The sequence below is a fragment of the Streptosporangium sp. NPDC051022 genome (assembly GCF_040683035.1).
Lineage (GTDB): Bacteria > Actinomycetota > Actinomycetes > Streptosporangiales > Streptosporangiaceae > Streptosporangium.
Window position 1 is genome coordinate 51,310 of sequence record NZ_JBFBCF010000016.1, and the last position, 25,018, is coordinate 76,327.

21 protein-coding genes are annotated in these 25,018 nt (G+C 71.4%); 9 read left to right on the forward strand and 12 right to left on the reverse strand.

The window, feature by feature from the left end; genetic code table 11:
* Window positions 1–13: 13 nt before the first annotated feature.
* Together AB0N02_RS24965 and AB0N02_RS24970 are read right to left on the reverse strand one after the other, a co-directional pair.
* A complete protein-coding gene (locus AB0N02_RS24965) occupies window positions 14–3,691 on the reverse strand; it encodes a multifunctional oxoglutarate decarboxylase/oxoglutarate dehydrogenase thiamine pyrophosphate-binding subunit/dihydrolipoyllysine-residue succinyltransferase subunit (protein WP_363950911.1) in 3,678 nt (1,225 codons plus the stop codon).
* A gap of 170 nt (window positions 3,692–3,861) precedes the next feature.
* Window positions 3,862–4,527, reverse strand: a complete 666-nt coding sequence (locus AB0N02_RS24970; protein WP_363950913.1) for a phenylalanine--tRNA ligase beta subunit-related protein — start codon at window positions 4,525–4,527, stop codon at window positions 3,862–3,864.
* A gap of 270 nt (window positions 4,528–4,797) precedes the next feature.
* Between AB0N02_RS24970 and AB0N02_RS24975 the strand changes: the two genes are divergently transcribed.
* From AB0N02_RS24975 to AB0N02_RS25000, 6 genes are all read left to right on the forward strand, one after another.
* Window positions 4,798–5,808 carry an ABC transporter substrate-binding protein gene (locus tag AB0N02_RS24975; protein ID WP_363950915.1) on the forward strand — a complete coding sequence of 337 codons (1,011 nt, stop codon included), beginning with the start codon at window positions 4,798–4,800 and terminating at the stop codon, window positions 5,806–5,808.
* Window positions 5,805–6,599 (forward strand): ABC transporter ATP-binding protein, encoded by a 795-nt coding sequence (locus AB0N02_RS24980; RefSeq protein WP_363950918.1) that lies wholly within the window; start codon window positions 5,805–5,807, stop codon window positions 6,597–6,599. Before AB0N02_RS24975 ends, AB0N02_RS24980 begins: the two co-directional genes overlap by 4 nt.
* Window positions 6,592–7,473, forward strand: coding sequence for an ABC transporter permease (locus tag AB0N02_RS24985; RefSeq protein WP_363950921.1), 882 nt, complete (start codon window positions 6,592–6,594; stop codon window positions 7,471–7,473). The genes AB0N02_RS24980 and AB0N02_RS24985 overlap by 8 nt, the downstream gene beginning before the upstream one ends.
* A complete protein-coding gene (locus tag AB0N02_RS24990; protein ID WP_363950924.1) occupies window positions 7,473–8,819 on the forward strand; it encodes an LLM class flavin-dependent oxidoreductase in 1,347 nt (448 codons plus the stop codon). The genes AB0N02_RS24985 and AB0N02_RS24990 overlap by 1 nt, the downstream gene beginning before the upstream one ends.
* Entirely contained in the window at window positions 8,816–9,337 is a 522-nt protein-coding gene (locus AB0N02_RS24995; RefSeq protein ID WP_363950926.1) for an NAD(P)H-dependent oxidoreductase, read from the forward strand. Before AB0N02_RS24990 ends, AB0N02_RS24995 begins: the two co-directional genes overlap by 4 nt.
* Before the next feature lie 304 nt (window positions 9,338–9,641).
* Window positions 9,642–10,148 (forward strand): flavin reductase family protein, encoded by a 507-nt coding sequence (locus tag AB0N02_RS25000; RefSeq protein WP_363950928.1) that lies wholly within the window; start codon window positions 9,642–9,644, stop codon window positions 10,146–10,148.
* A 174-nt stretch (window positions 10,149–10,322) separates the two neighbouring features.
* Here AB0N02_RS25000 and AB0N02_RS25005 read toward each other — a convergent pair whose 3' ends face one another.
* Both AB0N02_RS25005 and AB0N02_RS25010 read right to left on the reverse strand, forming a co-directional pair.
* Complete coding sequence (locus AB0N02_RS25005) at window positions 10,323–11,381, reverse strand: dihydrodipicolinate reductase (protein ID WP_363950931.1); 1,059 nt, start codon at window positions 11,379–11,381, stop codon at window positions 10,323–10,325.
* A 1,101-nt stretch (window positions 11,382–12,482) separates the two neighbouring features.
* Window positions 12,483–13,124, reverse strand: coding sequence for a dioxygenase (locus tag AB0N02_RS25010; RefSeq protein WP_363950934.1), 642 nt, complete (start codon window positions 13,122–13,124; stop codon window positions 12,483–12,485).
* 218 nt (window positions 13,125–13,342) lie between these two features.
* On the opposite strand from AB0N02_RS25010, the gene AB0N02_RS25015 reads away from it, so the two are divergent.
* Window positions 13,343–14,329 carry a helix-turn-helix domain-containing protein gene (locus AB0N02_RS25015; protein ID WP_363950937.1) on the forward strand — a complete coding sequence of 329 codons (987 nt, stop codon included), beginning with the start codon at window positions 13,343–13,345 and terminating at the stop codon, window positions 14,327–14,329.
* Between the two features lie 177 nt (window positions 14,330–14,506).
* Here the strand turns inward: AB0N02_RS25015 and AB0N02_RS25020 are convergent, their stop codons facing one another.
* Entirely contained in the window at window positions 14,507–15,592 is a 1,086-nt protein-coding gene (locus AB0N02_RS25020; protein WP_363950939.1) for a Zn-dependent alcohol dehydrogenase, read from the reverse strand.
* Window positions 15,593–15,603: 11 nt separating this feature from the next.
* A complete protein-coding gene (locus tag AB0N02_RS25025) occupies window positions 15,604–15,798 on the reverse strand; it encodes a ferredoxin (protein WP_363950941.1) in 195 nt (64 codons plus the stop codon).
* Window positions 15,799–15,813: 15 nt separating this feature from the next.
* Between AB0N02_RS25025 and AB0N02_RS25030 the strand changes: the two genes are divergently transcribed.
* Together AB0N02_RS25030 and AB0N02_RS25035 are read left to right on the forward strand one after the other, a co-directional pair.
* A complete protein-coding gene (locus AB0N02_RS25030; protein ID WP_363950944.1) occupies window positions 15,814–16,065 on the forward strand; it encodes a hypothetical protein in 252 nt (83 codons plus the stop codon).
* 258 nt (window positions 16,066–16,323) lie between these two features.
* Window positions 16,324–16,971 (forward strand): class I SAM-dependent methyltransferase, encoded by a 648-nt coding sequence (locus AB0N02_RS25035; protein ID WP_363950947.1) that lies wholly within the window; start codon window positions 16,324–16,326, stop codon window positions 16,969–16,971.
* 63 nt (window positions 16,972–17,034) lie between these two features.
* Here the strand turns inward: AB0N02_RS25035 and AB0N02_RS25040 are convergent, their stop codons facing one another.
* From AB0N02_RS25040 to AB0N02_RS25065, 6 genes are all read right to left on the reverse strand, one after another.
* On the reverse strand, window positions 17,035–18,159 hold the full coding sequence (locus AB0N02_RS25040; protein WP_363950949.1) for a hypothetical protein: 1,125 nt from the start codon (window positions 18,157–18,159) through the stop codon (window positions 17,035–17,037).
* Window positions 18,156–20,102 carry a CRTAC1 family protein gene (locus AB0N02_RS25045; protein WP_363950952.1) on the reverse strand — a complete coding sequence of 649 codons (1,947 nt, stop codon included), beginning with the start codon at window positions 20,100–20,102 and terminating at the stop codon, window positions 18,156–18,158. Before AB0N02_RS25045 ends, AB0N02_RS25040 begins: the two co-directional genes overlap by 4 nt.
* An 18-nt stretch (window positions 20,103–20,120) precedes the next feature.
* On the reverse strand, window positions 20,121–21,581 hold the full coding sequence (locus tag AB0N02_RS25050; RefSeq protein WP_363950955.1) for a DUF1702 family protein: 1,461 nt from the start codon (window positions 21,579–21,581) through the stop codon (window positions 20,121–20,123).
* 109 nt (window positions 21,582–21,690) lie between these two features.
* Window positions 21,691–22,731 carry a prenyltransferase gene (locus tag AB0N02_RS25055; RefSeq protein ID WP_363950958.1) on the reverse strand — a complete coding sequence of 347 codons (1,041 nt, stop codon included), beginning with the start codon at window positions 22,729–22,731 and terminating at the stop codon, window positions 21,691–21,693.
* Window positions 22,732–22,791: 60 nt separating this feature from the next.
* Window positions 22,792–23,505 carry a methyltransferase domain-containing protein gene (locus AB0N02_RS25060; RefSeq protein ID WP_363950961.1) on the reverse strand — a complete coding sequence of 238 codons (714 nt, stop codon included), beginning with the start codon at window positions 23,503–23,505 and terminating at the stop codon, window positions 22,792–22,794.
* Between the two features lie 58 nt (window positions 23,506–23,563).
* Window positions 23,564–24,808, reverse strand: a complete 1,245-nt coding sequence (locus AB0N02_RS25065; protein WP_363950964.1) for a glycosyltransferase family 4 protein — start codon at window positions 24,806–24,808, stop codon at window positions 23,564–23,566.
* Between the last annotated feature and the right edge of the window lie 210 nt (window positions 24,809–25,018).

A 25,018-nucleotide genomic window follows, 5' to 3' on the forward strand; every position in this document is an offset into this window, starting at 1 on the left:
TACGGGCCCTGCCCTACTGGTTGAAGACCTGGTTCAGCATCTGCTCCAGCTCCACCTCGTGCGCGGAGTGCGAGCCCGTCGCCGGGGAGGAGTTCGCCTTGCGGGAGATCCGCCTGATCGGGCGTCCGCCGAAGGCGTCCGGGTGCTCGGCCATCTTCAGCGTCAGGAACGGCCACGGGCCCATGTTGGCCGGTTCGTCCTGCGCCCAGATCAGCTCGATGCCGTCGCCGTAACGGGCCAGCTCGGCCGCCAGCGGGTTCGCCGGGAACGGGTAGAGCCGCTCGAGGCGGACGATCGCCACGTCGGTACGGCCCTGCTTGTCCCGGGCCGCGGCCAGGTCGTAGTAGATCTTGCCGGAGCAGAGCACGACCTTGCGGACCCCGGCCGGGTTCACCGTGGTGTCGCCGAGCACGGGCCGGAACGCGCCGGAGGTGAACTCGCTGACCGCGGAGGTGGCGGCCTTGTGCCGCAGCAGCGACTTGGGCGTGAACACCACCAGCGGACGGTGCCGGTTCGACTTCGTCTGCCAGCGCAGCAGGTGGAAGTAGTTGGCCGGAAGCGTCGGCTGGGCCACGGTCATGTTGTCCTGGGCGCACATCAGCAGGAAGCGCTCGATGCGGGCCGAGGAGTGGTCGGGACCCTGACCCTCGTAGCCGTGCGGCAGCAGCAGGGTGACGCCGGAGCGCTGGCCCCACTTCTGCTCGCCCGCGGTGATGTACTCGTCGATGACGGACTGGGCGCCGTTGACGAAGTCACCGAACTGCGCCTCCCAGGCGACCAGGGCCTCGGGACGCTCCACGCTGTAGCCGTACTCGAAGCCGAGCGCGGCGTACTCGCTGAGCAGCGAGTCGTAGACGTAGAACTTCGTGGTGCCCTGGTTGAACGTCTTGAGCGGGGTGTGCTCGGCGCCGGTGATGCGGTCGACCAGGACGGCGTGCCGCTGGGTGAAGGTGCCCCGGCGGGAGTCCTGACCGACCAGGCGGACCGGGTGGCCGTCGATCAGCAGCGATCCGAACGCCAGGGTCTCGCCCATGCCCCAGTCGACGCGGTCCTCGGCGACCATCTGGCCGCGGCGCTGGAGCACCGGCAGCAGACGCGGGTGGACGGTGAAGCCCTCCGGCAGGTTGAGCTGCGTCTCGACGATCCGCTTGACGGTCTCCTCGGAGATCCCCGTCGGGGTGTCCTCGTGGGACCAGGGGATGGTCTCCATGGTGTCGGAGGGGCGGGCGAACTCGCCGGTCGGCTGCTTGACCGCGGCCCTGGTCTCGGCGAAGGCGTTCTCCAGCTTGGCCTGGTAGTCGCGCAGCGCGCTCTCGGCCTCCTCGACCGTGATGTCGCCCCGGCCGATCAGCGCCTCGGTGTAGAGCTTGCGGGTCGACCGCTTGGCGTCGATCAGGTCGTACATCAGCGGCTGGGTGAAGCCCGGGTTGTCGGACTCGTTGTGGCCGCGGCGCCGGTAGCAGATCAGGTCGATCACGACGTCCTTGCGGAACGCCTTGCGGTACTCGAACGCCAGGCGGCCGACCCGGACCACGGCCTCGGGGTCGTCCCCGTTGACGTGGAAGATCGGGGCCTGGATCATCCGGGCCACGTCGGTGGCGTACACGCTGGAGCGGGAGCTCGCCGGGCTCGTCGTGAAGCCGACCTGGTTGTTGACCACGATGTGCACGGTGCCGCCGGTGCGGTAGCCGCGCAGCTGCGACAGGTTCAGCGTCTCGGCCACCACGCCCTGGCCGGCGAAGGCCGCGTCACCGTGGACGAGCACGGGCAGGACGCTGAAGCCCTCCTCGCCGCGCTCCAGCAGGTCCTGCTTGGCCCGGACCACGCCCTCCAGGACCGGGTCGACGGTCTCCAGGTGGGAGGGGTTGGCCACGACCGAGGCCTTGATCTTGGACCCGTCGGGGGAGACGAAGTCGCCGCTGGCGCCCAGGTGGTACTTCACGTCGCCGGAGCCGTGGGCGCTGCGCGGGTCGATGTTGCCCTCGAACTCGCCGAAGATCTGGCCGTAGGACTTGCCCACGATGTTGGCCAGCACGTTCAGGCGGCCGCGGTGGGCCATGCCGATGACGGCCTCGTCGAGGTCGTCCTGCGCGGCGGCGGACAGCACCGAGTCGAGCAGCGGGATCAGGGCCTCGCCGCCCTCCAGCGAGAAGCGCTTCTGGCCGACGAACTTCGTCTGCAGGAACGTCTCGAACGCCTCGGCGGTGTTGAGCCGCTCCAGGACGCGCAGCTGCTCCTCGCGGTCGGGCTTGGCGTGGGGCCGCTCGACCCGCGCCTGGATCCAGGCACGCTCCTCGGGGTTCTGCATGTGCATGTACTCCACGCCGATGGTGCGGCAGTAGGAGTCACGCAGCACGCCGAGGATCTCGCGCAGCCTCATCAGGGGACGGCCGCCGAAACCGCCGGTGGCGAACTCGCGCTCCAGGTCCCACAGGGTCAGCCCGTGCGACTTGATGTCGAGGTCGGGGTGCTTGCGCTGCTTGTACTCGAGCGGGTCGGTGTCGGCCATGAGGTGGCCGCGGACCCGGAAGGCGTGGATCAGCTCTATGACCCTGGCCGACTTCGCCACGTCGTCGTCGTGCGTGGCCGAGATGTCCTGGACCCAGCGGACCGGCTCATAGGGGATCCGCAGGGCCTCGAAGATCTCGTCGTAGAAGCCGTCCTCGCCCAGCAGCAGCCGGTGGATCTGGCGCAGGAAGTCACCCGACTGGGCGCCCTGGATGATCCGGTGGTCGTAGGTGCTGGTGAGCGTCATGACCTTGCTCACCGCCAGGCGGGAGAGCGTCTCGGGAGAGGCGCCCTGGTACTCGGCGGGGTACTCCATCGCGCCGACGCCGATGATCGTGCCCTGTCCGGGCATCAGGCGCGGCACGGAGTGGACGGTGCCGATGGTGCCCGGGTTGGTCAGCGAGATCGTGGTGCCGGCGAAGTCCTCGACGCCCAGCTTGCCGGACCTGGCCTTGCGGACGATGTCCTCGTAGGCGACCCAGAACTGGCGGAAGTCCATGTCCTCGGAGGCCTTGATCGACGGCACCAGCAGCTGCCGGGTGCCGTCGGCCTTGGCGACGTCGATGGCCAGGCCCAGGTTGGTGTGCTCGGGCTTGACCAGGACCGGCTTGCCGTCGACCTCGGCGTAGGAGTGGTTCATCTCCGGAAGGACCTTGAGGGCCTTGATGACCGCGTAACCGATCAGGTGCGTGAACGACACCTTGCCGCCGCGTCCCCGCGACAGGTGGTTGTTGATCACGATGCGGTTGTCGATGAGCAGCTTCGCCGGTACGGCGCGCACGCTGGTCGCCGTCGGCACCTCGAGGCTGGCCTCCATGTTGGCGGCCGTACGGGCGGCCGCACCACGGAGTCGGACTTCCTCGGCACCGGCGGGCAACTGCGTCTCCTGCTTGGGGGATTCCGCCGGAGCAGCCTTGGGCTTCGGCGCGGGGGTTGCCGGTTTGGCAGCCGGAGTCGCCGGAGCCGCAGCGGAGGTCGGGGGTGGGGGCGCGGCGGCAGCGGCCCCCGGGGGCGCGGCTGCTCGACCGGCCCCGGAATCAGGGCTGTAATCAGCGAAGAAGTTCCACCAGGCGCGGTCCACGGACTCGGGATCCTGAAGGTACTTCTGGTACAGCTCGTCGACAAGCCATTCGTTTTGACCAAAGGCTGCCAGCGGGTTTGTCCGCGACGACTCAGACGACACGGCGGAAATCGCCCTCTTCCGCAGATCGGCGTTGATGATAGAGAACCTGTCCAAGGCTACTCGCCCGGACTCGGACCTGCGCCATTCTGACGGCAGCTCTCCGGCTGATCCTCTCAGGACAGCTCAAACCGGTCACCCCCGGGGGGTCCATCTGGGTGATACGAGGATGGTCATCGGGGTTCGACGACTCTTGACTCGATCCGGACATCCGGCGTGATGTCCCGCAGCAGCGCGGCCAGTTCGTCCCCGGCCGCGCGCAGCTCCTCCGGTGACATGGGCGCGAGCCGCTCCAGCAGGAACAGGGCGTCGGTGGTCTCCTCGGTGATCCGGGTCCGCACGCACTGCCGCCAGTTCCAGCGACGGCAGGTGGCGCCCTTGTCGTCCCGCCAGATCACCTCGCCGGTCTCGGGGGTGTCGATCGCGGGCTCGCCCTTGTCGATCACCTCGAAGGGCTCGTCCCCGGCCGCGCGGACCAGTCTCGCCGTTCCCGCGTAGTGGCCCAGGTCCTCGCCGCCGATCGGCAGGCCGTGCCGGACGCTGATCGAGTTGTAGGCGTCGACCACCAGGTTGATCTCCGGCAGCGGCATCCGCCTGACCAGCGCGTCGACCGACGGCCTGGTCCTCTGGGGCTTGGCGCCGAAGGCCCGGTACGCCTCCCGCCACGCCTCGACCTTCGGGTCGTCGGCGGTCACGGCCGCCTCGGCCGCCCCGGCCAGCCAGGCCCGGGACCTGTCGTCCGTGGGGCCGTTGCGCAGGCCGTACGCGCCCATGGCCAGAACCGTGAAGTCCGGCCTCAGCGCGCTGACGGCGGGGTCCACCCAGATGTCCTCGATCACGGACCTCAGTTTAGGCCGCCCGCGGGCCCGGTCCCGGGCGGACGGAGGCGCCGTCCCCGGTGGAGGCCCTGTCGCATATTTCCCGCGTGTGATTTCATGCAAAACAAGTAGGAAATATTGACTTAGATCGAAGTGGTGCGTAGCTTCTCCGGTATGGGCCTCTATCTGACCCGGTGCGTACATGTCGACTTCTGCCGCGTGTTCAGCGCTCAGTGTCCGTGATCACGAATCGACTCCTTCGTCCCTCCTTCATCTCCCAGGACGCCACTCGTGATCAAGCTCAGAAACGTCCCTCTCATCGCCATGCTCATCGTGACCCTCGCCGGCTGCGGCGGGGAGGCCGCGGCCCGGCCCGGTGAACCGGAGACCCTGGAGCTTCGCTACCAGGGAAGCGTCGGCGCCGTCACCTTCCCCGAGCTCGCGGAGGACCTCGGCTACCTCGCCCCGGTCAAGCTCAAGTGGATCGGCAACACGATCTCCGGCCCGCAGGACATCCAGGCCGCCGCGACCGGCCAGACCGACTTCGGCGGCGCGTTCAACGGCGCCATCATCAAGCTGGCCGCGGCCAAGGCCCCCATCAAGGCCGTCATCGGCTACTACGGCAGCGACAAGGACAGCTACATCGGCTACTTCGTGCCCGACGGCTCACCGATCAAGGGGCCCCGCGACCTGATCGGCAAGAAGATCGGGGTCAACACCCTGGGGGCCCACCTGGAGGCCGTGCTCAAGGAGTACCTCAAGCGCGGCGGCCTGACCCCCGACGAGATCAAGCAGGTCGAACCGGTCGTCGTGCCCCCGGTCAACACCGAGCAGGCGCTCCGCCAGGGCCAGATCGACGTGGCCGCGCTGAGCGGCGTCCTGCGCGACAAGGCCCTGCAGCGCGGCGGGATCCGCCCGCTGTTCAAGGACATCGACCTGTTCGGCCCCTTCACGGCCGGCAGCTACGTGTTCACCGACAGGTTCGTCAAGCGGAACCCGAACACCACCAAGAAGTTCGTCGAGGCGGTCGCCAGGGCCATCGAATGGACGCAGACCCACTCGCGGGAGGAGTACGTCGCGAGGGCGAAGGAGATCATCGCCAGGCGCGGGCGGAGCGAGGACACCACCGCCATCGGGTTCTGGAAGAGCAGCGGGGTGGCCGGCACGGGCGGCGTGATCGATCCCAAGGAGTTCCAGATCTGGATCGACTGGCTGCAGCGCGAGGGCGAGATCAAGCCCGGCCAGGTCAGGGCCCAGGACCTCTTCACCAACGCCTACAACCCGTTCGGAGGCAACCGATGAAGATCCAGATTCAGGGGGTCGGCAAGGAGTTCCGCGTCCGGGGCACGGAGCGGCCGTTCACCGCCCTCGACGACGTCGACCTCGACGTGCGGGCGGGGGAGTTCCTCACCCTGGTCGGGCCGAGCGGCTGCGGCAAGTCCACCCTCCTCGACCTGCTCGCCGGGCTGACGGCGCCGACCAGCGGCCGGATCCTCCTCGACGGCATCCCCGTCGAGGGGCCGGGGCTGGACAGGGGGATCGTCTTCCAGCAGTACGCGCTGTTCCCCTGGCGTACGGCGCTGTCCAACGTCGAGTTCGGGCTGGAGGCGAAGGCCGTACCGAAGCGGGAGCGCGCCGAGCGGGCCCGGGCCCACCTGGACCTGGTCGGGCTGCGCGGTTTCGAGGACCGCTATCCGCACGAGCTGTCCGGGGGGATGCGCCAGCGCGTGGCCATCGCCAGGAGCCTCGCCTTCGACCCGGAGGTGCTGCTGATGGACGAGCCGTTCGCCGCGCTGGACGCCCAGACCCGCGAGTCGCTCCAGGAGGAGCTGCTGCGGATCTGGCAGAAGACGGGCAAGACCGTGATCTTCATCACCCACGGTATCGACGAGGCCGTCTACCTCGGGCAGCGGGTCGCGGTCATGACGTCCAGGCCCGGCCGGATCAAGCGGATCCTCGACGTCGAGTTCGACTCCCGCGAGGGTGACCTGCGGGCCGACGCCCGTTTCGGCGAGTACCGCCACCAGGTGTGGACGCTGCTGCGCGACGAGGTCGCGGCGGCCAGGGCGGAGGAGGCGGTCTCCGTTGGCTAGCGTCTCCACCGGAGCCCCCGAGCGGGCCGCCCCCGACGTCCTGCGGGACGCGGTCGCCGAGGCGTCGCGCGAGGCCCTCACCGGTCCGGGCACGGGCCGGCGACTGCTCCGCGGCGCGGCTCGCCTCGCCGTCGCGGCCGGTCGGCGCACGGTCGCGGTGGCCGTGCTGGCCGCGCTCTGGGAGGCGCTGCCACGGCTGGGGGTTCTGGACCCCACCTTCCTGTCGCCGCTGTCGGAGGTCCTGGCCGCCTGGCGGGACCTGCTGCTCTCCGGCGAGCTGCTCGACCACACCCAGGCCAGCCTGGCCCGCGCCCTGGCCGGATTCGCGCTGGCGATCGTCCTGGCCATCCCGCTCGGCCTGCTGATCGGCTGGTACGAGCCGCTGGCCGACCTCCTCAACCCGGTGCTCGAACTGTTCCGCAACACCGCGGCGCTCGCCCTGCTCCCGGTGTTCGTGCTGGTCCTCGGGCTGGGCGAGACCTCCAAGATCTCGATCATCCTGTACGCCTGCGCCTGGCCGATCCTGCTCAACACGATCGCCGGGGTGAAAGGCGTGGACCCGCTGCTGGTCAAGTCGGCCAGGTCGATGGGACTCGGGCCGCTCAGGCTCTTCCAGAAGGTGATCCTCCCGGCCGCGGTGCCGACCGTCTTCACCGGCGTCAGGCTGGGCGGCGCCTACTCGATCCTCGTGCTGGTGGCCGCGGAGATGGTCGGCGCGAAGGCCGGTCTCGGCTACCTGATCAACTACGCCCAGTTCAACTTCCGGGTGCCGGAGATGTACGCCGGGATCCTCACGATCTCGGTGCTCGGCCTGCTCTTCAACCAGCTCCTCGTCCGTCTGGAGCGCCGTTTCTCGACGTGGAGGACCTCCTGATGGCCGAGCGCACGCTTCACCTGAACGCCTTCCTGATGGGCGTCGGTCACCACGAGGCCGCCTGGCGGCACCCGCGCACCGACCCCGCCCTGATCACCGACGTCCGCCACTACCAGGAACTCGCCAGGATCGCCGAACGCGGCAGGCTCGACTCGGTCTTCCTCGCCGACGGCCTGGCCCTGTGGGGCGACGTCGGGCACAACGCGATCGGAGGTCTCGAACCCCTCACGCTGCTGGCCGCGCTGGCCGCGGTCACCGAGCACGTCGGCCTGATCGCGACCGTCTCGACCACCTACAACGAGCCGTTCCACGTGGCCCGCAAGTTCGCCTCACTGGACCACATCAGCGGCGGGCGGGCCGGGTGGAACATCGTCACCTCGGCGGGCGAGGCGGAGGCGCACAACTTCGGTCTCGAACGCCCGGCCCACGGCGACCGCTACGCCCGCGCCGCGGAGTTCCTGGAGGTCGCCACCAAGCTCTGGGACAGCTGGGAGGACGGGGCGATCCTGAACGACCGCGAGGCCGGGCGGTACGCCGACACCGCGAGGATCCACGCCCTCGACCACGTCGGCCCCCACTTCCGGGTCCGCGGCCCGCTGAACACCTCCCGTCCCCCGCAGGGCCATCCCCTGCTGGTCCAGGCCGGGTCCTCGGAGGACGGCAAGGAGTTCGCCGCCCGCTTCGCCGAGGCCGTGTTCACCGCCCAGCAGACCCTCCAGGAGGGGCGGGCGTTCTACACCGACCTCAAATCCCGCCTCGGCCGGTACGGCAGGCGCCCCGAGGAGCTGCTGGTCCTCCCCGGCATCTCCCCGATCATCGGCTCGACCGAGCGGGAGGCGCTCGAGCTGGAGCGGGAGCTCGAAGAGCTGACCGTCCCCGAGTACGGCGTGCGGCAGCTGTCGAACATCCTCGGCGTCGACCTGTCGGGCCACCCGCTGGACGCGCCGCTGCCCGAGGTCCCCCAGCCGGTCGACGGCCACCAGAGCAGGTTCACGCTCGTCACCGACCTCGCCAGGCGCGAGCGGCTGACCCTGCGCCAGCTGATCGGCCGCCTGGCCGGGGGCCGGGGCCACCGCGTGGTCGCCGGAACCCCCGAGCGGATCGCCGACCAGATCCAGGAGTGGTTCACCGGCGGCGCGGCCGACGGCTTCAACATCATGCCGCCCCTCCTGCCGGGCGGTCTGACGGACTTCGTCGACCACGTCGTTCCCGAGCTGCAGGCCCGGGGCCTGTTCCGCACCGAGTACGAAGGCCGCACGCTGCGTCAGAACTACGGTCTGGCGCGCCCGGCATCCCGTTTCGAGCAGTTCGAGCAGTTCGAACAGAAGGTATCGGTGGCTTCATGAGCATCGTGACAGTGGTGGGTAATCCGCGGACCGGGTCGCGCACGTACGCGGTGGCGGTCCAGGCGGCCGAGACCGTGGCCCGGCGGATCGGGCACGAGGAGCCGGTCGAGGTCGTCGACCTGTCGGTTCTGGCGCCCCTGCTGCTCGCCCCCGGCGCGTCGCCGGAGGTCGAGGCGGCGCTGGAGGCGGTCGCGGGGGCGAGCGTGCTGGTGGTGGCGAGCCCGACCTACAAGGGGACCTACACCGGCCTGCTCAAGGTCTTCCTCGACCGCCTGCCCGGGGGCGCGCTGACGTCGAAGGTCGCGCTCCCGCTGCTGGTGATGGGCGACGCCAGGCACGCCCTGGGGGTCGAGGTCCACTTCCGGCCCCTCCTGGTCGAGCTGGGCGCGACGGTGCCCACGCCGGGCCTGGCGCTGGTCGAGTCCGAGATCCCCGAGCTCGACGCGGTCCTCGGCCGCTGGGCGGACCGGGTCGCCCCCCAGGTGTCCGCGGCCGTCGCGACGGGTGCGCCGGCGTGAGAGGCGGATCGCGGCGTGCGGGGCACCCGTACCGGAGTATCCGGCGGGAGCGGCGATTGCGGCGGGTGCTTCGGTATGAGATCGGGAAGAGATGGCGTTATGAATGGGTTGCCGACCATAAGCGTGTTTTGCTCCACGGAGGAGGAGAAGTGACCGAGCGGAGCGAGGTAACCGGCGGGTACGCCACCCCGGTCACTTCCGTCGGGTGCCCGGACGGCCGGCACGTGAACGACTTTCCCGGCGGACGGCGTGTGAACCTCCCGGGTGAGCGGCGTGGGAACGGCGAGCGGCGGGACGGGGAGTCATGACCGAGACCCTGCCCGCCCCGCCCGTCGACGCCGAGCGTTTCCGGCAGGCGCTGGCCGTCCACGCGGCCGGGGTCGTGGTGATCACCGCGCAGGTGCGGGGGGTTCCGGTCGGCCTGACGGCCACCTCGTTCTCCTCGGTCAGTCTCGTGCCGCCCCTGGTCTCCTTCTACGTCGACCAGTCCTCGACCACCTGGCCCTCGCTGCGGCAGGCCGATCACTTCGCGGTGAACGTCCTGGCCAGCGACCAGGCCGAGCTGGCCGCCCGCTTCGCCCGCAAGGGGGTCGACCGCTTCGCCGCCCCGACCGAGTGGCGGCCCGGCCCCCTGGGGGTCCCGCTACTGGACGGTGTCTCGGCCCAGCTGGTCTGCGCCCCGCACTCCACCGTCGACATCGGCGACCACGTCCTGGTCGTCGGCCTCGTCACCGACACCAACCTCCTGCCGGGCGGCCGTCCGCTGCTCTATCACCAGGGCCGTTTCGGCCGCTTCATCCCGCACACCTGAACCCGGCCTCATCCGCACACCCGAGATCCCGCACATCCGAACCCGGCCTTAATCCCGCACACCCGAGATCTCGCACACCCGAGATCTCGCACACCCGAGCGCGAGGGGACGCCGCTCTCCCGGGCGTCCCCTCCTCTCTCCGGTGTTCCGGTCCTCTCCCCGGTGTCCGGGTCGTCAGGCCAGGCGGACGGTGCCCCGCCCGGTGGCCAGGGGCAGGTCGAGGAGGGTCCGGATGCCCGGCGGGGCGGCGCAGAGGGCGGCCACCGCGTTGACGGCGTGCGCGGCGGCGCCCGCCAGGCCGTGGGGCATCTCTTCGACGTTGAGCGTCATCTCCGGGATCCCCTCGATGTGGATGGTGAAGCCGGGGTCCTGCCAGCGTTCGACCTTGGTCGCGTCGGCCTTGTAGACGCACTCGACGGTCATGAAGGGGCGGCCCCTGACCAGGCCGCTGAACGTCCAGCGGGAGGCGCACACGGTACCGGCCCGCACCAGACCGGCGGCGATCTCGAACTCCTCGGAGGCGAGCTCGAACTCGTCGCTCTCCTCGACCTCGTCGAGGGTCACGTCGAGGTTGTCCGCCACGAACTGGACGCTCTCGGCGAACAGCGAACGCTGGAAGGCACGGAAGGGGCGCACCGCCGCGGCGTAGTCCTTGGCCGAGCGGGTGAAGCCGAACAGGTCGACCACGATCTGGCGGGACGGGTGGCCCCGGAAGTCGGAGGACTCGCGGACGTAGACGTGGTCGATCCGGCTGGACAGCCCCGTCAGCGCGAGGGGGAGCATGTCGCTCATGAAGCCGGGGTTGATCCCGGTGCCGTGCAGGGAGGTGCCTCCGGCCCGGCACGCGGCCTCCAGTCTCTCGACCACCACCGGGCCATAACATCGGGGATAGACGAACCCGGTCGTGGTGACGACGTTCTTGCCCGAGGCGAGCAGGGCGCAGATCGTCTCCACGTCGGTCAGGGGGTCCCCGCCGAAGTAGGACGCGGGCAGCGGCATGTGCAGCACGCAGTCCGCCTCCAGGGCGAGGATCTTCTCGACGTCGTCGGTGCAGACGACACCGGTGTCGGGGAGTCCGACGAGGGAGCCCGCGTCCAGGCCCACCTTGTCCGGGTCGTAGACGAGCACCCCGACGAGTTCGAACTCCGGCCGGTTGATCAGGTTGCGCAGGGAGTATCTCCCAACGGCGCCCGTGGCCCACTGGACCACGCGGAGGGGCGACGGTGAGGGCATGGGGGGCCTCCAGCCCGGGTCTTTGGGCAGGGCCGTGCAGGGAGGAGTTTAATCGTCGACCCTCGCCCGTTAGAAGCAGAGACTTTAGCAGAAATTCACGCGCTCGATCACTGTCCGCGATGGTTCGATATCCTGTCCTCTTTCCACGGTAACTCGCAACTCACAATATGTTTTCGATGGTTCCCGGACGACTTCCCGAAGGTGAACACCGTGGCACCCGGGGGCGCTGAGAAGCCATCGCTCACGAAGCGGAACGATGTTCCTGTGGGGGTGCGGATGCCGGAGCCGAGGTTCGACGGCGGGGTGGCGGCCGTCACCGGCGCCGGGCACGGCCTCGGCCGTTCGCACGCGCTGACGCCGGCCGGGCGCGGTGTCAAGGTGGTCGTCAACGACCTGGGCGGGGCGCTGGACGGCACCGGCGCCTCGGCGGGGCCGACCGCCGACATGGCCGGGCTGATCGGCGACACCGGCGGTGAGACGGTCGCCGGCGCCGACGACGTCTCGACGTTCGAGGCCGGGCTCGCCCCCGGGCGGGTCGGCGCCCCGGTGGCGTTCCTGGCGCACGAGTCCTGCGAGATCGGCGGTGAGGTCTTCACCGTCGGCGGTGGCCGGATCGCCAGGTCTTCGTCGCTGAGGGGCCCGGCCGGCGCCAGGAGAATCACACGGTTGAGGACATCCGTGACAATTTTGGGGCAATCATGGCCGAGAAGCCTTATTTACCCCCAGTCCTCCTGGGGGAACAGGCCGCCGGCTCTCCGGGGGCGATGCTCTACACCATTTCCGGCATTACCGGCGTTTCTATCGGTTCCTCCGGCGGCGGTTTTCCGGACGCTTATCGCCGTGTCTCTCCGGGGTGTCCGCCGGACTTCTTCGGGGCTTCCATGGGGTTTACCAGCGTTTTGACGGCTTTCCACAGGATGTCTCCGGTGGTCGGCAAGGACGCCCGAACAGAGGACGCCTGGACATTGGACGCCCGGACATTGGACCGGGCCGCCGCTCCGCCTTGCTACGGGGGAGGCGGATCGACGGCCCGGCCGATCGGGGAATCCCGTCGGGGACTCAGGGGGATCCGGAGATCCCGTCAGGGACTCGGACGGTCGGTCAGGGGATGGAGATCACGAAGTCGAACGTGGCCGCCTTGCCGCCCTGCACGGTCTGCACGTTCATGAGCAGGCGCTTGTCGTAGATCGTGTCCGTGCTGTTACGCGGCTCGCCCGGGAAGTAGAGCTGCGTGGTCAGGATCGGCCTGCCGGGAGCCTGCACCTTGACGTGGATGTGGCGCGTCCGGCCCGGGTACAGGCCCGGGACGATCGTGGTCAGGTTGAAGGTCCCGTCGGCGGCCGTGAACTGGTGGCCACGGAACCTGTAGGTGCTGTTGTCGTAGTTGCCGGCGTTGTCCGCCTGCCAGAAGTCCAGCAGCACCTGCGCCACGGGCTTGCACGAGCGGCTGTAGACGCGGCCGCTCACGGTCAGCTTGGTGCCCGCCGCCCCCGAGGGGATGATGTTGGAGGTCAGGGGCGAGTTGGGCTTGAAGTACGGCCCCTCCGTCTGCGAGATGGTGGTGGAACCACCGGGGGTGCAGGCCAGGGGCAGGGGCTGACCCTCGAACGCGGAGGCGGTGCCCACGACGGCGCCCGCGACCACGGGAGCGGCGATCGCGCCCAGGCCGACCGCCGTCACGAACTGCTTGCGGCTGAGGCCGGACTCCAGTTCCTCGTCGGGGGTACGGGGGGTGTCGGTCATCGAGGTTCTCCTTCGGCAACGTGGTGGCCGTGCTGGGGGGTCGGCACGGCTCCAGATGTGTATATCGACTCCAGCTGACTACAGTGTTGACTCTGAGTGCCAGTTTTTTGTCGGAAAGTGCCGGGCATAACGTGATGTTGCATCTGAATGGGATTGCCGCCGGGTAGGAGTTGCGGGCGAAGCTAGAGTCATCGCCTCTTAACGCCGAGGAGAGCGTCATGCCCACACTCGTCAGTACGGCCGGCGTGCCCCCGAGGGAGCAGGTCGAGTTCTGGCGTAATGTCGTGTCGGACGCCTTCGGCCCGCTGCAGCTGCGGGCCGGGGACACCGGAGGGTTCGTCGGCCGCATCATCGGTCGCACCCTCGGCCCCGTCCAGGTCAGCGACGTACGCGCCCCCGCGCACATGGTCAGCCGTGCCGTGCGGCACGTCAGCAGGGAGAACCGGGACCACTACAAGCTCTGCCTGCTGCTGCGGGGTTCGGGCGTGGTCGAGCAGGCGGGCCGCCGTGTCGTCGCGACGGCCGGGGACCTGGTCTTCTACGACCTGACCCGCCCGGTCGAGCTGGTGCTCGACGCCCACCACCTGCTCGCCCTCACGGTGCCGCGCTCCGCCATCCCGCTGCCCGCCGCCCACGTGGCCGATCTGGCGGGAACGCTGCTGGCCAGCAGGCAGGGACCGGGGAGGCTGACGGTCTCCTTCCTGACCGCGCTGGCCGCCGAGGGCGACTCCCTGGACGGGCCGCACGGCCAGTATCTCGGAGAGGCCATCGTGAACATGGTGACCTGCGCGCTGAGCGAGCGGCTCAGCGGAGAGTCGCCGGTTCCCGGAGCCGGGGCCGAGCTGCTGCAGTGCATCACGGACTGGATCGAGCGCAACCTGCACCGCCCGGACCTGTCCCCGGCGGTCATCGCGCACGCCCACCACGTCTCGGTGCGTCAGCTTCACCGGATCTTCCACGCGGCCGGCATGACCGTGGCCGCCCACGTGCGGACCCGCCGCATGGACCGCTGCCGTCGCGAACTGTCCACGGCGCACCTGCGGGCCGACCGGGTCAGCTCGATCGCCGCCCGCTGGGGCTTCTCCGACGCCGCGTCCTTCAGCCGGGCCTTCCGCCGGATCTACGGATGCGCGCCGAGCGACTACCGCGCCGCGCTCGCCGACGACGACACCGACGGGGAGACGCCGCAGCGGCGGCCCGCCTGACGCCCGCGGGAGTCGTGGCGGGCCCGGGAGATCCGGTGAGGTGCCCGTACCCGCCGACGGCGGGAGAACGGTGCCCGCGGACTCGCATCCACCCGGTGGGGGGCGGATGCGCCGGTACGGCTCGCGTCCGTCGATCGTGGCGTGGATGCGGGCCGTACCGGATTGAGATGAGGCGCCCTAGCCGAGGACGACGATCTGGCGCAGGGCCTCGCCGCCTCTCAGGGCGGCCACCGCGTCGTTGAGGTCGGACAGGCCGATCCGGGCGCTGATCATGCTCTCCAGGTCGAGCCTGCCCGTCTTGTAGAGCTCGGCGAACCGTGGGAAGTCCCTGCGGACGTCCGCCCCGCCGTACAGCGAGCTGAGGATGTTCTTGCCCTCGAAGAGCAGGCTGAAGGCGCTCAGCGGTACCAGGTCGTCCATGGCGCCCGCGCCGACCACGACCACGTCGCCGCCGCGCCGGGTCGCCTGCCAGGCCGTCATGATGGCGGCGGACCTGCCGGCGGCCTCGAAGCCGTAGTCGAACCCCCGGCCGCCGGTCAGCGTGCCCACGGCCTCGGCGAGCCGGTCCGGGGTGACGGCGTGGGTCGCGCCGACCTTCAGGGCCGGTCCGTGCTTGGACTCCAGCGGGTCGACCGCCAGGATCGTGGTCGCGCCGGAGACGCGGGCGCCCTGGATCACCGACAGGCCGATGCCGCCGCAGCCGACGACCGCCACGGTCGAGCCGGGGCCGACCCGGGCGGTGTTGAACACCGCGCCGACGCCGGTCGTGACGCCGCAGCCGATCAGCGCGGCCGCCTCGAAGGGCACCTCGGGATCGATCTTGATCGCGCCCTGCCAGGGCACGACGATCTCCTCGGCCCAGGTGCCGCATCCGGCCATGCCGAACGCCGGGCTGTCGCCGTCGTAGCGGAACCGGGGATTGACGAAGCCGTCCTTCAGGTGGGTCGTGCACAGGAACGGCTGGCCGGCCACGCAGTCCGGGCAGTCGCCGCAGGCCGGGGTCCAGCTGATGATCACGTGGTCGCCCGGCCGGACCGCGGTCACGCGGTCGCCCACCTCGACGACCTCGCCCGCCCCCTCGTGGCCCGGGACGACCGGGAGCGGCATGGGCAGTACGCCGTTGATCACCGAGAGGTCGGTGTGACAGACGCCGGTCGCCCTGATCCTGACGCGGACGTCCGACGGGCCCACGGGGGCGAGGGTGAGGTCGTCGCGGATGTCGAGCCCGCCGTCGCCGACGGCGTGCAGGAGCGCACCACGCATGGGGGTCCCTTCTAGTTCTCCTCAAGGGAGAGAGCGGCTTTGGGGCAGGAACGTACGGCGTGCCGGACGCGGTCCAGCATCTCCGGCGGCGGCTCGGGCAGCAGGACGTGCAACTGGTCGTCGTCGTCGAGTTCGAAGACCTCGGGGGCGAGTCCGGTGCAGACCGCGTTGGCCTCGCACACCAGGTAGTCGACTTTGACCTTCAAGTGAGCCTCCTAGGCATGGGTCGCGGGCCTGCGGTGGTCCCGGGAGATCATTCGGGCCGGCTCGACCGTGAGGGCGACCCGCTCGCGGCCGGTGCAGGCGACATACTCTGCCAGGAGTTCGTCCCCGCCGGGCATCGCGGCCGTTCGCCGGACGACGTCCGTCCCGGTCTCCGTGACGCCCCCGGAGCCGGCGGGCGGGCGGGCGGCGCCGTACGCCGGAATCCGGCCTCGATCGGGCGGCTCACCCGGGAGGCCGTCGGCCGGTGAACGTCCTCCGGGCCCTTCCCTCGGTCCCGGACGAAATCCTTCCCTCGGCCGGCCGATTCAACATGGTCACCATGTGCGGTGTCTCATCCGGATCGACGGCGCCGAGCCGGAGTTTCCACGGCGCGCCGCCGGGGGCGGCCATCTCGTCCATCGGAGACGGAGACACGGGAGCGCTGGTCCACGGTGAAAGTAGAACACGTTCCACAGGGGCGGGCAAGGGACGCTCGGAATATCGTTCGGTCCGGGTAGCCTGCTCCGATGAGCAACGCCACCATGCCCGCCGATCTGCTGCACGCGGCCAAGCGGGCCAAGGGTTTCATGCCCCAGGCCGAGGGGCTCGCCCTTTTCGAGACGGCCGTCGAGTACGGCCCGCGCGGGCCGATCTGCGAGATCGGCACCTACTGCGGGAAGTCCGCCGTCTACCTCGGCGCCGGAGCCAGGCAGGCCGGTTCCGTCGTCTTCACCGTGGACCACCACCGGGGCTCGGAGGAGATCCAGCCGGGCTGGGCGCACCACGACCCCACGCTGATGGACCTCCGTTTCGGCAAGATGGACTCCCTGCCGACCTTCCGCTCCACGATCGCGGCCGCGGGTCTGGAGGAGGAGGTCATCGCGATCGTCGGCCGTTCCGAACGGGTCGCCGGGATGTGGAACACCCCGCTGGCGATGCTCTTCGTCGACGGAGGTCACTCCGAGGAGCCGGTGACCAAGGACTACGAGGGGTGGGCCCCGCACGTCGTCCAGGGCGGCGCGCTGGTCTTCCACGACATCTACCCCGACCCCGCCACGGGCGGCCAGGCGCCCTACCGCGTCTACCGGCGGGCTCTCGCCTCCGGGGCCTTCAAGGAGGTCAGGCACGAGGGATCCCTGCGGGTCCTGGAACGCGTCGGCCCCGGCATCGGCTGACCGGCGGCCGGGCGGCCTCCCGTCCGGGCCCCTCGCACCGGCCCGCCGGTCCGCGCGCACCCCTCAGGTGTTCACGCGGAGCCACGGCCGGGCGTCCTCGGCCTCCTCGGGGAGGGCGAGTGCGAAGACGGGATCGGGGGCGGGACTGGGAGCCGGGACGGTGACGGCCGCCGGGACGGCGGGCGGGCGGACCCGGGCCGACAGGGCCAGGAACGCGCCGCGGCAGAGGCAGACGACCACCAGGGACAGCGACGGCCCGAAGGCGACGGGGAAGTGGACCAGCAGCCCGTAGCCCGCCGCGGCCGCCAGACCGAAGGCGATCTGGTTACGGGGCCTGAACGGGGTCGTCCCCGGGTCGGGGAGCACGTAACAGGTGTGCAGGACGAAGGCCGTCCCGGTCATCGGCAGCAGGGCGCCGGCCACCGAGACGTCGCCCAGCGCGCTCCTGGCGAGGCCCTGCAGGACGAACCCGCCCACCCAGCCCAGCACCAGCGGCAGCCGCCCGGTCAGCCGGTGCGCCCGCACCCCCAGTACCAGCACGGCCAGCGGCACGATCACGTCGAACGGCCCGGAGACCCACGCGGTGAACTGGTACGGCGGTGCCATGCCGACCCACGGGAACAGCAGCAGGACGGCGGTGACGCCGGAGGCCACCGGGTTGAGGTACGGCCTGCCCGGCGCGTCCCGCTCCTGCGGCCCGCTCCCGGGGAACTCTTCCGGCGGTGTTCCCGGCGGTGTTCCCGGTCGTGCCCATGTCCGTGCCCGTGTCCGTGCCCGTGTCCGTGCCCATGTCCGTGTCCGTGTCCGTGTCCGGGGCCGTGGCACGCCGGGCACCCTGACCCGCAGGGCGTACCTGCCGCCCACCCCGACCAGGGTGGCCAGCGCGACCGGCGCCAGGTGGGCCTCGCCGTACAGCAGCATCGCGCAGAGCAGGCCGTCGGCGTACGACGGCAGGAAGAACTCGACCGCCCGGCCGGGCCGCCTGTCGAGGTAGCGGGCCGGACGCCCCCGGGCCCACGCCTCGACGGTCTCCAGCACGAACTCGGCCGTCATCCCGGTGACCACGCCCACCAGCGGGGCAAGGTAGGCCTGCTCGAAGCCCAGCAGGCAGTGACCGAGGACGGTCACCCCTGTGAGGGATCCGGCCAGGCGGCGCAGCGCCGTGGCGTGCCGGTGGGCGGCTGTCACGACCGCTCCATCTCCGACGCGCCGCTGTCGGTCAGCAGGATGTGGTGCCATCCGGGCTCCAGGGGGATCGACGCGGTGCGCGGGACGCCGCAGACGTCGCGCCAGGACAGCTCGACCGGCACGGGACCGCCGTCCGCGTCGCCGCCGAGGCCGAACAGCAGCTCCGGAGCCGAGACGCCGCCGTGGCCGCCGGCCGGATAGAGCTGCCGCGCCAGGACGTGTCCGCCGGGCAGGCGCACCCTGGCGGCGGCCCCGACGGCGGGGAACGTGGACGAGCCCGGGGGCGGGGGAGCGGTGGGAGAGGTGGGCGGGACGGCGGCCGCGCCGCAGGGCCCGGCGGGCAGGCGCAGCCGCAGGCCCACGAAGGGGGCGGTGACGCCGTGGTTGCGGTACAGCGCCGACGGGGCCCACTGGTTGGCGACGGCGAAGTCCAGCCGCCCGTCGTCGTCCACGTCGCCGACCGCGAAGGCCCGGCTCACCGCGTCGGCGCCGACCCCGGCCCGCTCCGCGACGTCCACGTAGCGGCCCCCGGCGCCCCTGGTCAGGAAGCCGCCGGTCTCGTGGCCCGACAGGTCGTCCCCTGCGCCGACGCCCGGCCACAGCGCGGGGTCGGACACGGCCAGGTCGTTGGCCGTCGCCGCCTCCCGCAGCCACGGCCGCCGGTCGGTCTCGCCCCGGACGAACCCGGTCGCGTACATGACCTCGTCGTCGCCGTCGTTGTCGAAGTCGGCGGCCTCGACGTCCCACGACCAGCCGGTACGGCTCAGCCCCAGCTCCCCGCCGAGGTCGTCGTAGGGCGCATGGCCGTCGTGGAGCCCGCCCGGCCGGGAGACGAAGGCGAAGTTGCCCTCGTGCGGCCCGCGGTCCCCGGCGGCGTTGGCGACCAGGATGTCCGGGACGCCGTCGGCGTTGAGGTCGGTGAAGCCGACCCCCCTGCCGCCGAAGGAGTCCTCGCCGAGGACGGAGGACCTGGGCGTGGTGGGGTAACGGGTGCCCCGGGCCTGGCGGAACCGGATCCTGCCCGGCGTCGACTCGTTGACCAGCAGCCGGTCGGGGCCGAAGTCGTTGGCCACGTACAGCTCGGGCCGTCCGTCGCCGTCGAGGTCCTGGGCGCCCAGGGCGAGGGTCCAGCCCGTGCCCCCGACGTCGTCGAAGGCCCCCCGCGCCTCGGCGAAGAGCCCCGCCCCCCTCGCGAGATACAGCCGCTCCCCTCCTCCGCCGCCGGCGTCGGACAGCGAGCCGGGCATCACGGCGTCGTCGCGGCCGGCGGTGCGGTCCAGCACCCGGACGCCGTCCGGGAAGTAGTTGCCGAAGACCAGGTCGAGGCGGCCGTCCCCGTCGAAGTCGCCGGCCGTCGCGGCGCCGGTGTTCCAGATCTCCGGCGTGGGGGTCAGGTCGCGGCGGCGGAAGGCCGCGGCGGACGGCCGCGTCCCGGGCACGCGCATGAACAGCGAGGGGGAGCGGCCCCAGTAGTAGACGACCAGGTCCTGGTGGCCGTCCTGGTCGAGATCGGCCGGCAGGCACCCCATCGGCGCCTCGTACCGCCCGCGCCCCGGCGCCACCAGCGTGAACGGCCGGTAGCCCGCGCGGGTGCCGGGTGCCGGGGTGACGGTCACCGTGTCGCGGCGCGGATCGACCAGGCAGACGTCGTCGGAGACGATCTCGTCGTCCACGTCGAACAGCGCGACCCCCGCGCCCGTCGAGGACACCCAGGCCCGGACGTTCTCGTAGCCGGGGGCCACGGCACGCAGCCGCCGCTCGCCGGGCCGGTCCGCGGGACCGAGCGGATCGGCGACGAAGGAGAAGCCCGCGCCGGCCCCGGCTGTCCCGGCCGTCTCCCGCGCGGGGCCGCCGTACGCCCCGGTCAGCGCCCACCCGACGGTGACGGCGGCCAGGGCCAGTGCCCCCGCCGCGCACCTGCGCGTCCTCGATGTGGATCCCAAGGCTCCCCCGAAGTGTGGTCACGAATCGCGGTTGCGCCTCGCCCAGGCCTTCCTGACCCCCGCCCGCCACGCCTGGTAGTGGTCGCCGCTGTGCGCGCCGCGGCCCAGGGTGACGAGCGCCGTGTCGGCCCAGTGGCCCGCCTCCTCGACCTCGACCCCGCACAGCGCGGGCGCGGCGGCGGCGGTGTGCTCGGGCACGGTCCCGGAGATGAGGCGGGCGGCGCAGGCGAAGGCGGCACCCTGTACGAGGTGGGCGCGGAAGCCGTCCTCGGTGGCCGCCGCGCCCAGCCGCTCCAGCTCGCGGACGTCCGCGCCGCCCACGTACGCGGCGGCCAGGCCCACCCCGCTCCACAGGTCGGCGCGGCGTCCCGCGGGGAACTCGGCGATGCGCAGGACGACGTCGTCGACGCCCGCGCACTCGTGGAACCAGAGCGTCCGGCCGACCCCCTGGTCGAAGATCGCCCGCCGGGTCCGGTCCATCAGCCCGGCCGTGCGCTGCCGTCCGATCGTCCGGTCGGAGGCGAAGAATCCCTGGTGGAAGCCGAAGCCGTCGAAGGCCAGCCAGCGCAGCAGGGGGTGCACGGAGCGGATGCCCCACGTCGGGCGCATGCCCAGCCGGGCGTACGCCCGGCCGGCGCCCAGGTGGATCAGGTGCGGATGGCGCAGGCCCTGCCCACTGAGCAGGCTCTTGAGCCGCCGCCCACCGGTGAAGGTGAGCACGTCGAGGGTCGCGCAGGCCATGCCCGCGCCCTCGTAGGCGAAACCGCGCAGCTCCTCGTGGAGGTCGTCGATCCGCTCGGCCTCACCCGCGATCACCGCGTTGTGGCCCGCCAGGCACGCCTGCCCGGCGCTCTCCAGCAGGGAACGGGCGGGACCGAGCCGGAAGCGCCGCGCTCCGAGCCCGGCCCGCCCGAGATCCTGCCACAGCAGGCCGGACAGGCCACGCGGCCTGGCCGGTCCCAGCTCCGCCGGGCCGCACGGTTCACCGCGGCGGGGACGGGAGGGCGGCGGGAGCGCGGTACCGGCCGACCCGTCCGCCCCGGCCTCTTCGGGGGCGTCCTCCGCGCCGGCCTTGGAGGTGTCCTCCGTGTCGCCTTCGGGGTCGTCCTCCGCGCCGGCCCCGAGGGCCTCCTCCGCGCCGGCCTCTTCGGGGTCGTCCCCCGTGTCGCCTGCGGAGGCGTTCTCCGCGCCGGCCTCGGGGATGTCCTTCCCGCCGGCCTCCCGGGTGTCCCGCGCGGCTTTCCCCGGAGCGTCCTTGCCGGACGCCTCCTGTCCGGCCGCGTCCTTCCCGGGCACCCGCCGGGCCTGCCCGTCGTCGGGGCCGCCCGGCCGCGTCTCCGGCGCGCCGTCCGCCCAGGTGCCGGTCATGCCGGAGACGAGCGCCCTGTCCGCGACATCGGCGACATCGGCGACATCCGCGACGGAAACCGCGGATCCGTCGCTCTGAGCCACTCCTTCGCTGCCCTCCGTATCGCTCACAGGCCCGAACGTAGTGAGCCCTCAGCGGGCCTTCAAGCACCACCCCCGGATCCCTGGCAAAGAAAACGCAGGAACCCGGGCGCGGAGGCGGGGCCGTGGGAGCCGGGGGTCAGGCCAGGGAGCCGGCGTGGCTGCATCCGCAGTCCGCCGTGGGACGGTCGGTGAGGTAGCCGCCCGCGTCCCGGAAGACGCCCGCGCCCCCGCTGTGACCGTGCAGCGCGTCGGCGGCGAGCACCACGGCGGCGGCGGTGTAGGCGGAGCGCTCGTGCGGGAACCACTTCTCGTTCACGAACTGCCAGCCGGTCCAGTACGAGCCGTCCTCGTGCCTGAGGTGCTGCACGTCGGCGAAGAGCCGCAGCGCCCGTTCCCGGTCGCCCAGGGCGTCCAGCGCGAGCACCAGCTCGCACGTCTCGGCGCCGGTCACCCACGGCTGGTCGGACACGCAGCGGATGCCGAGGCCGGGTTCGACGAAGGTGTCCCACTCCCCGGCCAGCCGCACCGCGGCGTCCGGCCCGCGCACCGCGCCACCGAGGACGGGGTAGTACCAGTCCATCGAGAAACGGCTCTTGTCGGCGAACGCCTCCGGGTGGGCGGTGAGCACGTGGCCGAGCCGGTCGGCGGCGAGCTCCCAGTCCGGCTGCGGATCGCCGAGACGCTCACCGAGCAGCACGCCGCTGCGCAGCCCCTGGTGGACGGAGGAGCAGCCGGTCAGCAGGGCGTACTTCGCGGGCTCGCCGTCGGCCGCGCGCTCCCAGGCGATCTCGCCCCTGGTCGTCTGCAGCCCGACCACGAAGTCCAGCGCGGAGCGGACCACCGGCCACATCTCGCGGGCGAAGCCGGCGTCCCCGGTGACCAGCAGCTCGTGCCAGACGCCGACCGCGACGTAGGCGGCGTGGTTGGACTCGCCGCCGTGCTCGACGGCCCGGCCGCCGACCAGCCTCATCGGCCAGGAGCCGTCGGCCCGCTGCGTGCGGACCAGCCAGTCGTAGCCGCCGCGGACGGGGCCGCGGAGCCCCGCCACGCTCATCGCCATCAGGCACTCGACGTGGTTCCACGCGTCCACGTGTCCCTCCGGCCAGGGGACGCCGCCGTCCGGCTCCTGCACGGCCGCAATGCTCCGGGCGGTCTGGACGACCTGCTCCCACTTCACCGCACGCTCACCGTCCCCGCCCGCCGCGCGGGACGTCCCGCCCCGCCGGTCCCGCGGGGGTCACGCGGGTTTCCTGACGTAGAGCACCACGCTCTTGCCGATGAGCGGGTTCAGCAGCGTCTCGGCGATCCGGGTGACCGCGGGGCGCTTCATGATGTCCCAGACCAGGAGCTCGTGGTAGGCCTTGGCCAGGGGATGGTCGTCGTTGCCGACGCCGACCGCGCACTTGATCCACCAGTACGGCGCGTGCAGGCCGTGGGCGTGGTGGTGCCCGCCGATCTCCATGCCGACGGACTTCAGCTTCGCGCTCAGCTCGGCCAGCGTGTAGATGCGGATGTGCCCGCCGGGGGCGGTGTGGTACGCCTCGTCCAGCGCCCAGCAGATCCGCTCCGGCAGGAAGCTCGGCACCGTGACGGCCGCCCGGCCGCCGGGCTTGAGCACCCGGAAGATCTCCCGCATCGCGGCCATGTCGTCGGGGATGTGCTCCAGCACCTCGGCCGCGATCACCCGGTCGAAGCTCGCGTCCTCGAAGGGCATCTTCAGCGCGTCGCCGGTCACGGTCTCGGCCGTGGCGCCGGCGGGCACCTCACCCGCCGCCTCCATCGCGAAGAACATGTTCGCCACGTCCTCCAGCTCCTTGGCGTCCATGTCGAAGGCCACCACGTCGGCGCCCCGGCGAAGCACCTCGAACGCGTGCCGTCCGCCGCCGCAGCCGAGGTCGAGAACTCGGGTGCCGGGGCCGACGGGCAGCCGGTCGAAGTCGACGGTCAGCACTTGCCGCTCCTTGAGGGGTGATCGGTCACTTGACGTCGGGGTGAGCCGGGGTGATCGGTCACCTGGCGCCGTGCGCCCGGATGGCCTCGCGGTAGGCCTCCACGGTCCGCTGTGCGACGACGTGCCAGGTGTAGCGCTCCATGACCCGGTCGTAGCCCCTCTTGCCCACGGCGGCCCGCTCCTCGGGGGAGTCGTGCAGGCGCCGCAGTACGGCGGCCAGTTCCTCGGGGTCGCCGGGGGCCACCTGGATGGCGGCGTCGCCGACGACCTCGGGCAGCGCCCCGGTCCTGGAGGCGACGAGCGGGGTGCCGCAGGCCATGTGCTCGACGGCCGGCAGGGAGAAGCCCTCGTAGAGGGAGGGCACGACGGAGATCTCCGAGGTGGCGATCAGCTCGCCCAGTTCGGTGTCGGAGATGCCGTGCACGAACCGCACCCGGTCGTGCAGGGACAGCTCGGAGACGAGCTTCTCGGTCGGGCCGCCGGGGGTGGGCTTGCTGACCACGGTCAGGTTCACGTCGCGCTCGGTGGCGAGCTTGGCGACCGCGCGCAGCAGCGTCGCGACGCCCTTCATCGGGGAGTCGGCGCTGGCGACCGCGACGATCGAGCCGGGACGCTTGGGCATCTCGGGACGCGGGTGGAAGTAGCGGGTGTCCACTCCCAGCGGGATGAGCCGCAGGTTGGCCTGGGGCACGTTGAAGTCGCGGTGGATGTCGGCGACGGAGGACTCGCTCACGGTCAGGATGGGGCTCATCCGGGGCGCGACCTTGGCCTGCATCCGGACGAAGCCGTACCACCTCCTGAGCGTCAGCTTCTTGCGCGGCGGCGCGGCCTTCAGCTCGATCCGCCGGTCGACGCTGATCGGGTGGTGGATGGTGCCGACCATGGGGAACAGCTTCTGGATGCCGAGCAGGCCGTAGCCGAGCGTCTGGTTGTCCTGCACCACGTCGAAGTCGCCGACGCGCCTGCTCAGCGCGCGGCGGGCCCGCAGGCTGAAGGTCAGCGGCTCGGGGAACCCCGCGGTCCACATGGTCGCGACTTCCAGCAGGTCGATCCAGTCGCGGTACTCGTGCAGCTTCGGGGTGCGGAAGGGGTCCTCGTCGCGGTACAGGTCCAGGCTGGGGACCTTGTTGAGGATGACGCCCTCGTCGAGTTCGGGGTACGGCTGGCCGGAGAAGACTTCCACGTGGTGCCCGAGGGCGACCAGTTCGCGGCTGAGGTGACGCAGGTAGACGCCCTGTCCACCGCAGGTCGGTTTGCTGCGGTAGGACAGCAGCGCGACCCGCAGCGAGTCCGCACCCGGCACGGCAACCCCTTCCTCACCCTGTCCGGAAGGGGACAGGTACCGTGAAAGATGACCTTAGTATTCGGACCCTACCATTCGGTAGGTCTCTTCCACCCGATGTGGAATAGCTCCTAAAATCACTTCTACCGCGTGCGAACTGCGACATCATGCTGACCGAGCGTGGTTCGGTGAAACATGTTCTAGCGTGGTGGTGACCCGTGGCGTGTCCAT

Coding starts and splice junctions, on each gene's coding strand:
- AB0N02_RS25035 (WP_363950947.1), top strand. CDS start 16,324: ATGAGCAACGCCACCATGCCCGCCGATCTGCTGCACGCGGCCAAGCGG.
- AB0N02_RS25015 (WP_363950937.1), top strand. CDS start 13,343: ATGCCCACACTCGTCAGTACGGCCGGCGTGCCCCCGAGGGAGCAGGTC.
- AB0N02_RS24980 (WP_363950918.1), top strand. CDS start 5,805: ATGAAGATCCAGATTCAGGGGGTCGGCAAGGAGTTCCGCGTCCGGGGC.
- AB0N02_RS25020 (WP_363950939.1), bottom strand. CDS start 15,592: ATGCGTGGTGCGCTCCTGCACGCCGTCGGCGACGGCGGGCTCGACATC.
- AB0N02_RS25010 (WP_363950934.1), bottom strand. CDS start 13,124: ATGACCGACACCCCCCGTACCCCCGACGAGGAACTGGAGTCCGGCCTC.
- AB0N02_RS25005 (WP_363950931.1), bottom strand. CDS start 11,381: ATGCCCTCACCGTCGCCCCTCCGCGTGGTCCAGTGGGCCACGGGCGCC.
- AB0N02_RS25030 (WP_363950944.1), top strand. CDS start 15,814: ATGGGTCGCGGGCCTGCGGTGGTCCCGGGAGATCATTCGGGCCGGCTC.
- AB0N02_RS25000 (WP_363950928.1), top strand. CDS start 9,642: ATGACCGAGACCCTGCCCGCCCCGCCCGTCGACGCCGAGCGTTTCCGG.
- AB0N02_RS24990 (WP_363950924.1), top strand. CDS start 7,473: ATGGCCGAGCGCACGCTTCACCTGAACGCCTTCCTGATGGGCGTCGGT.
- AB0N02_RS24995 (WP_363950926.1), top strand. CDS start 8,816: ATGAGCATCGTGACAGTGGTGGGTAATCCGCGGACCGGGTCGCGCACG.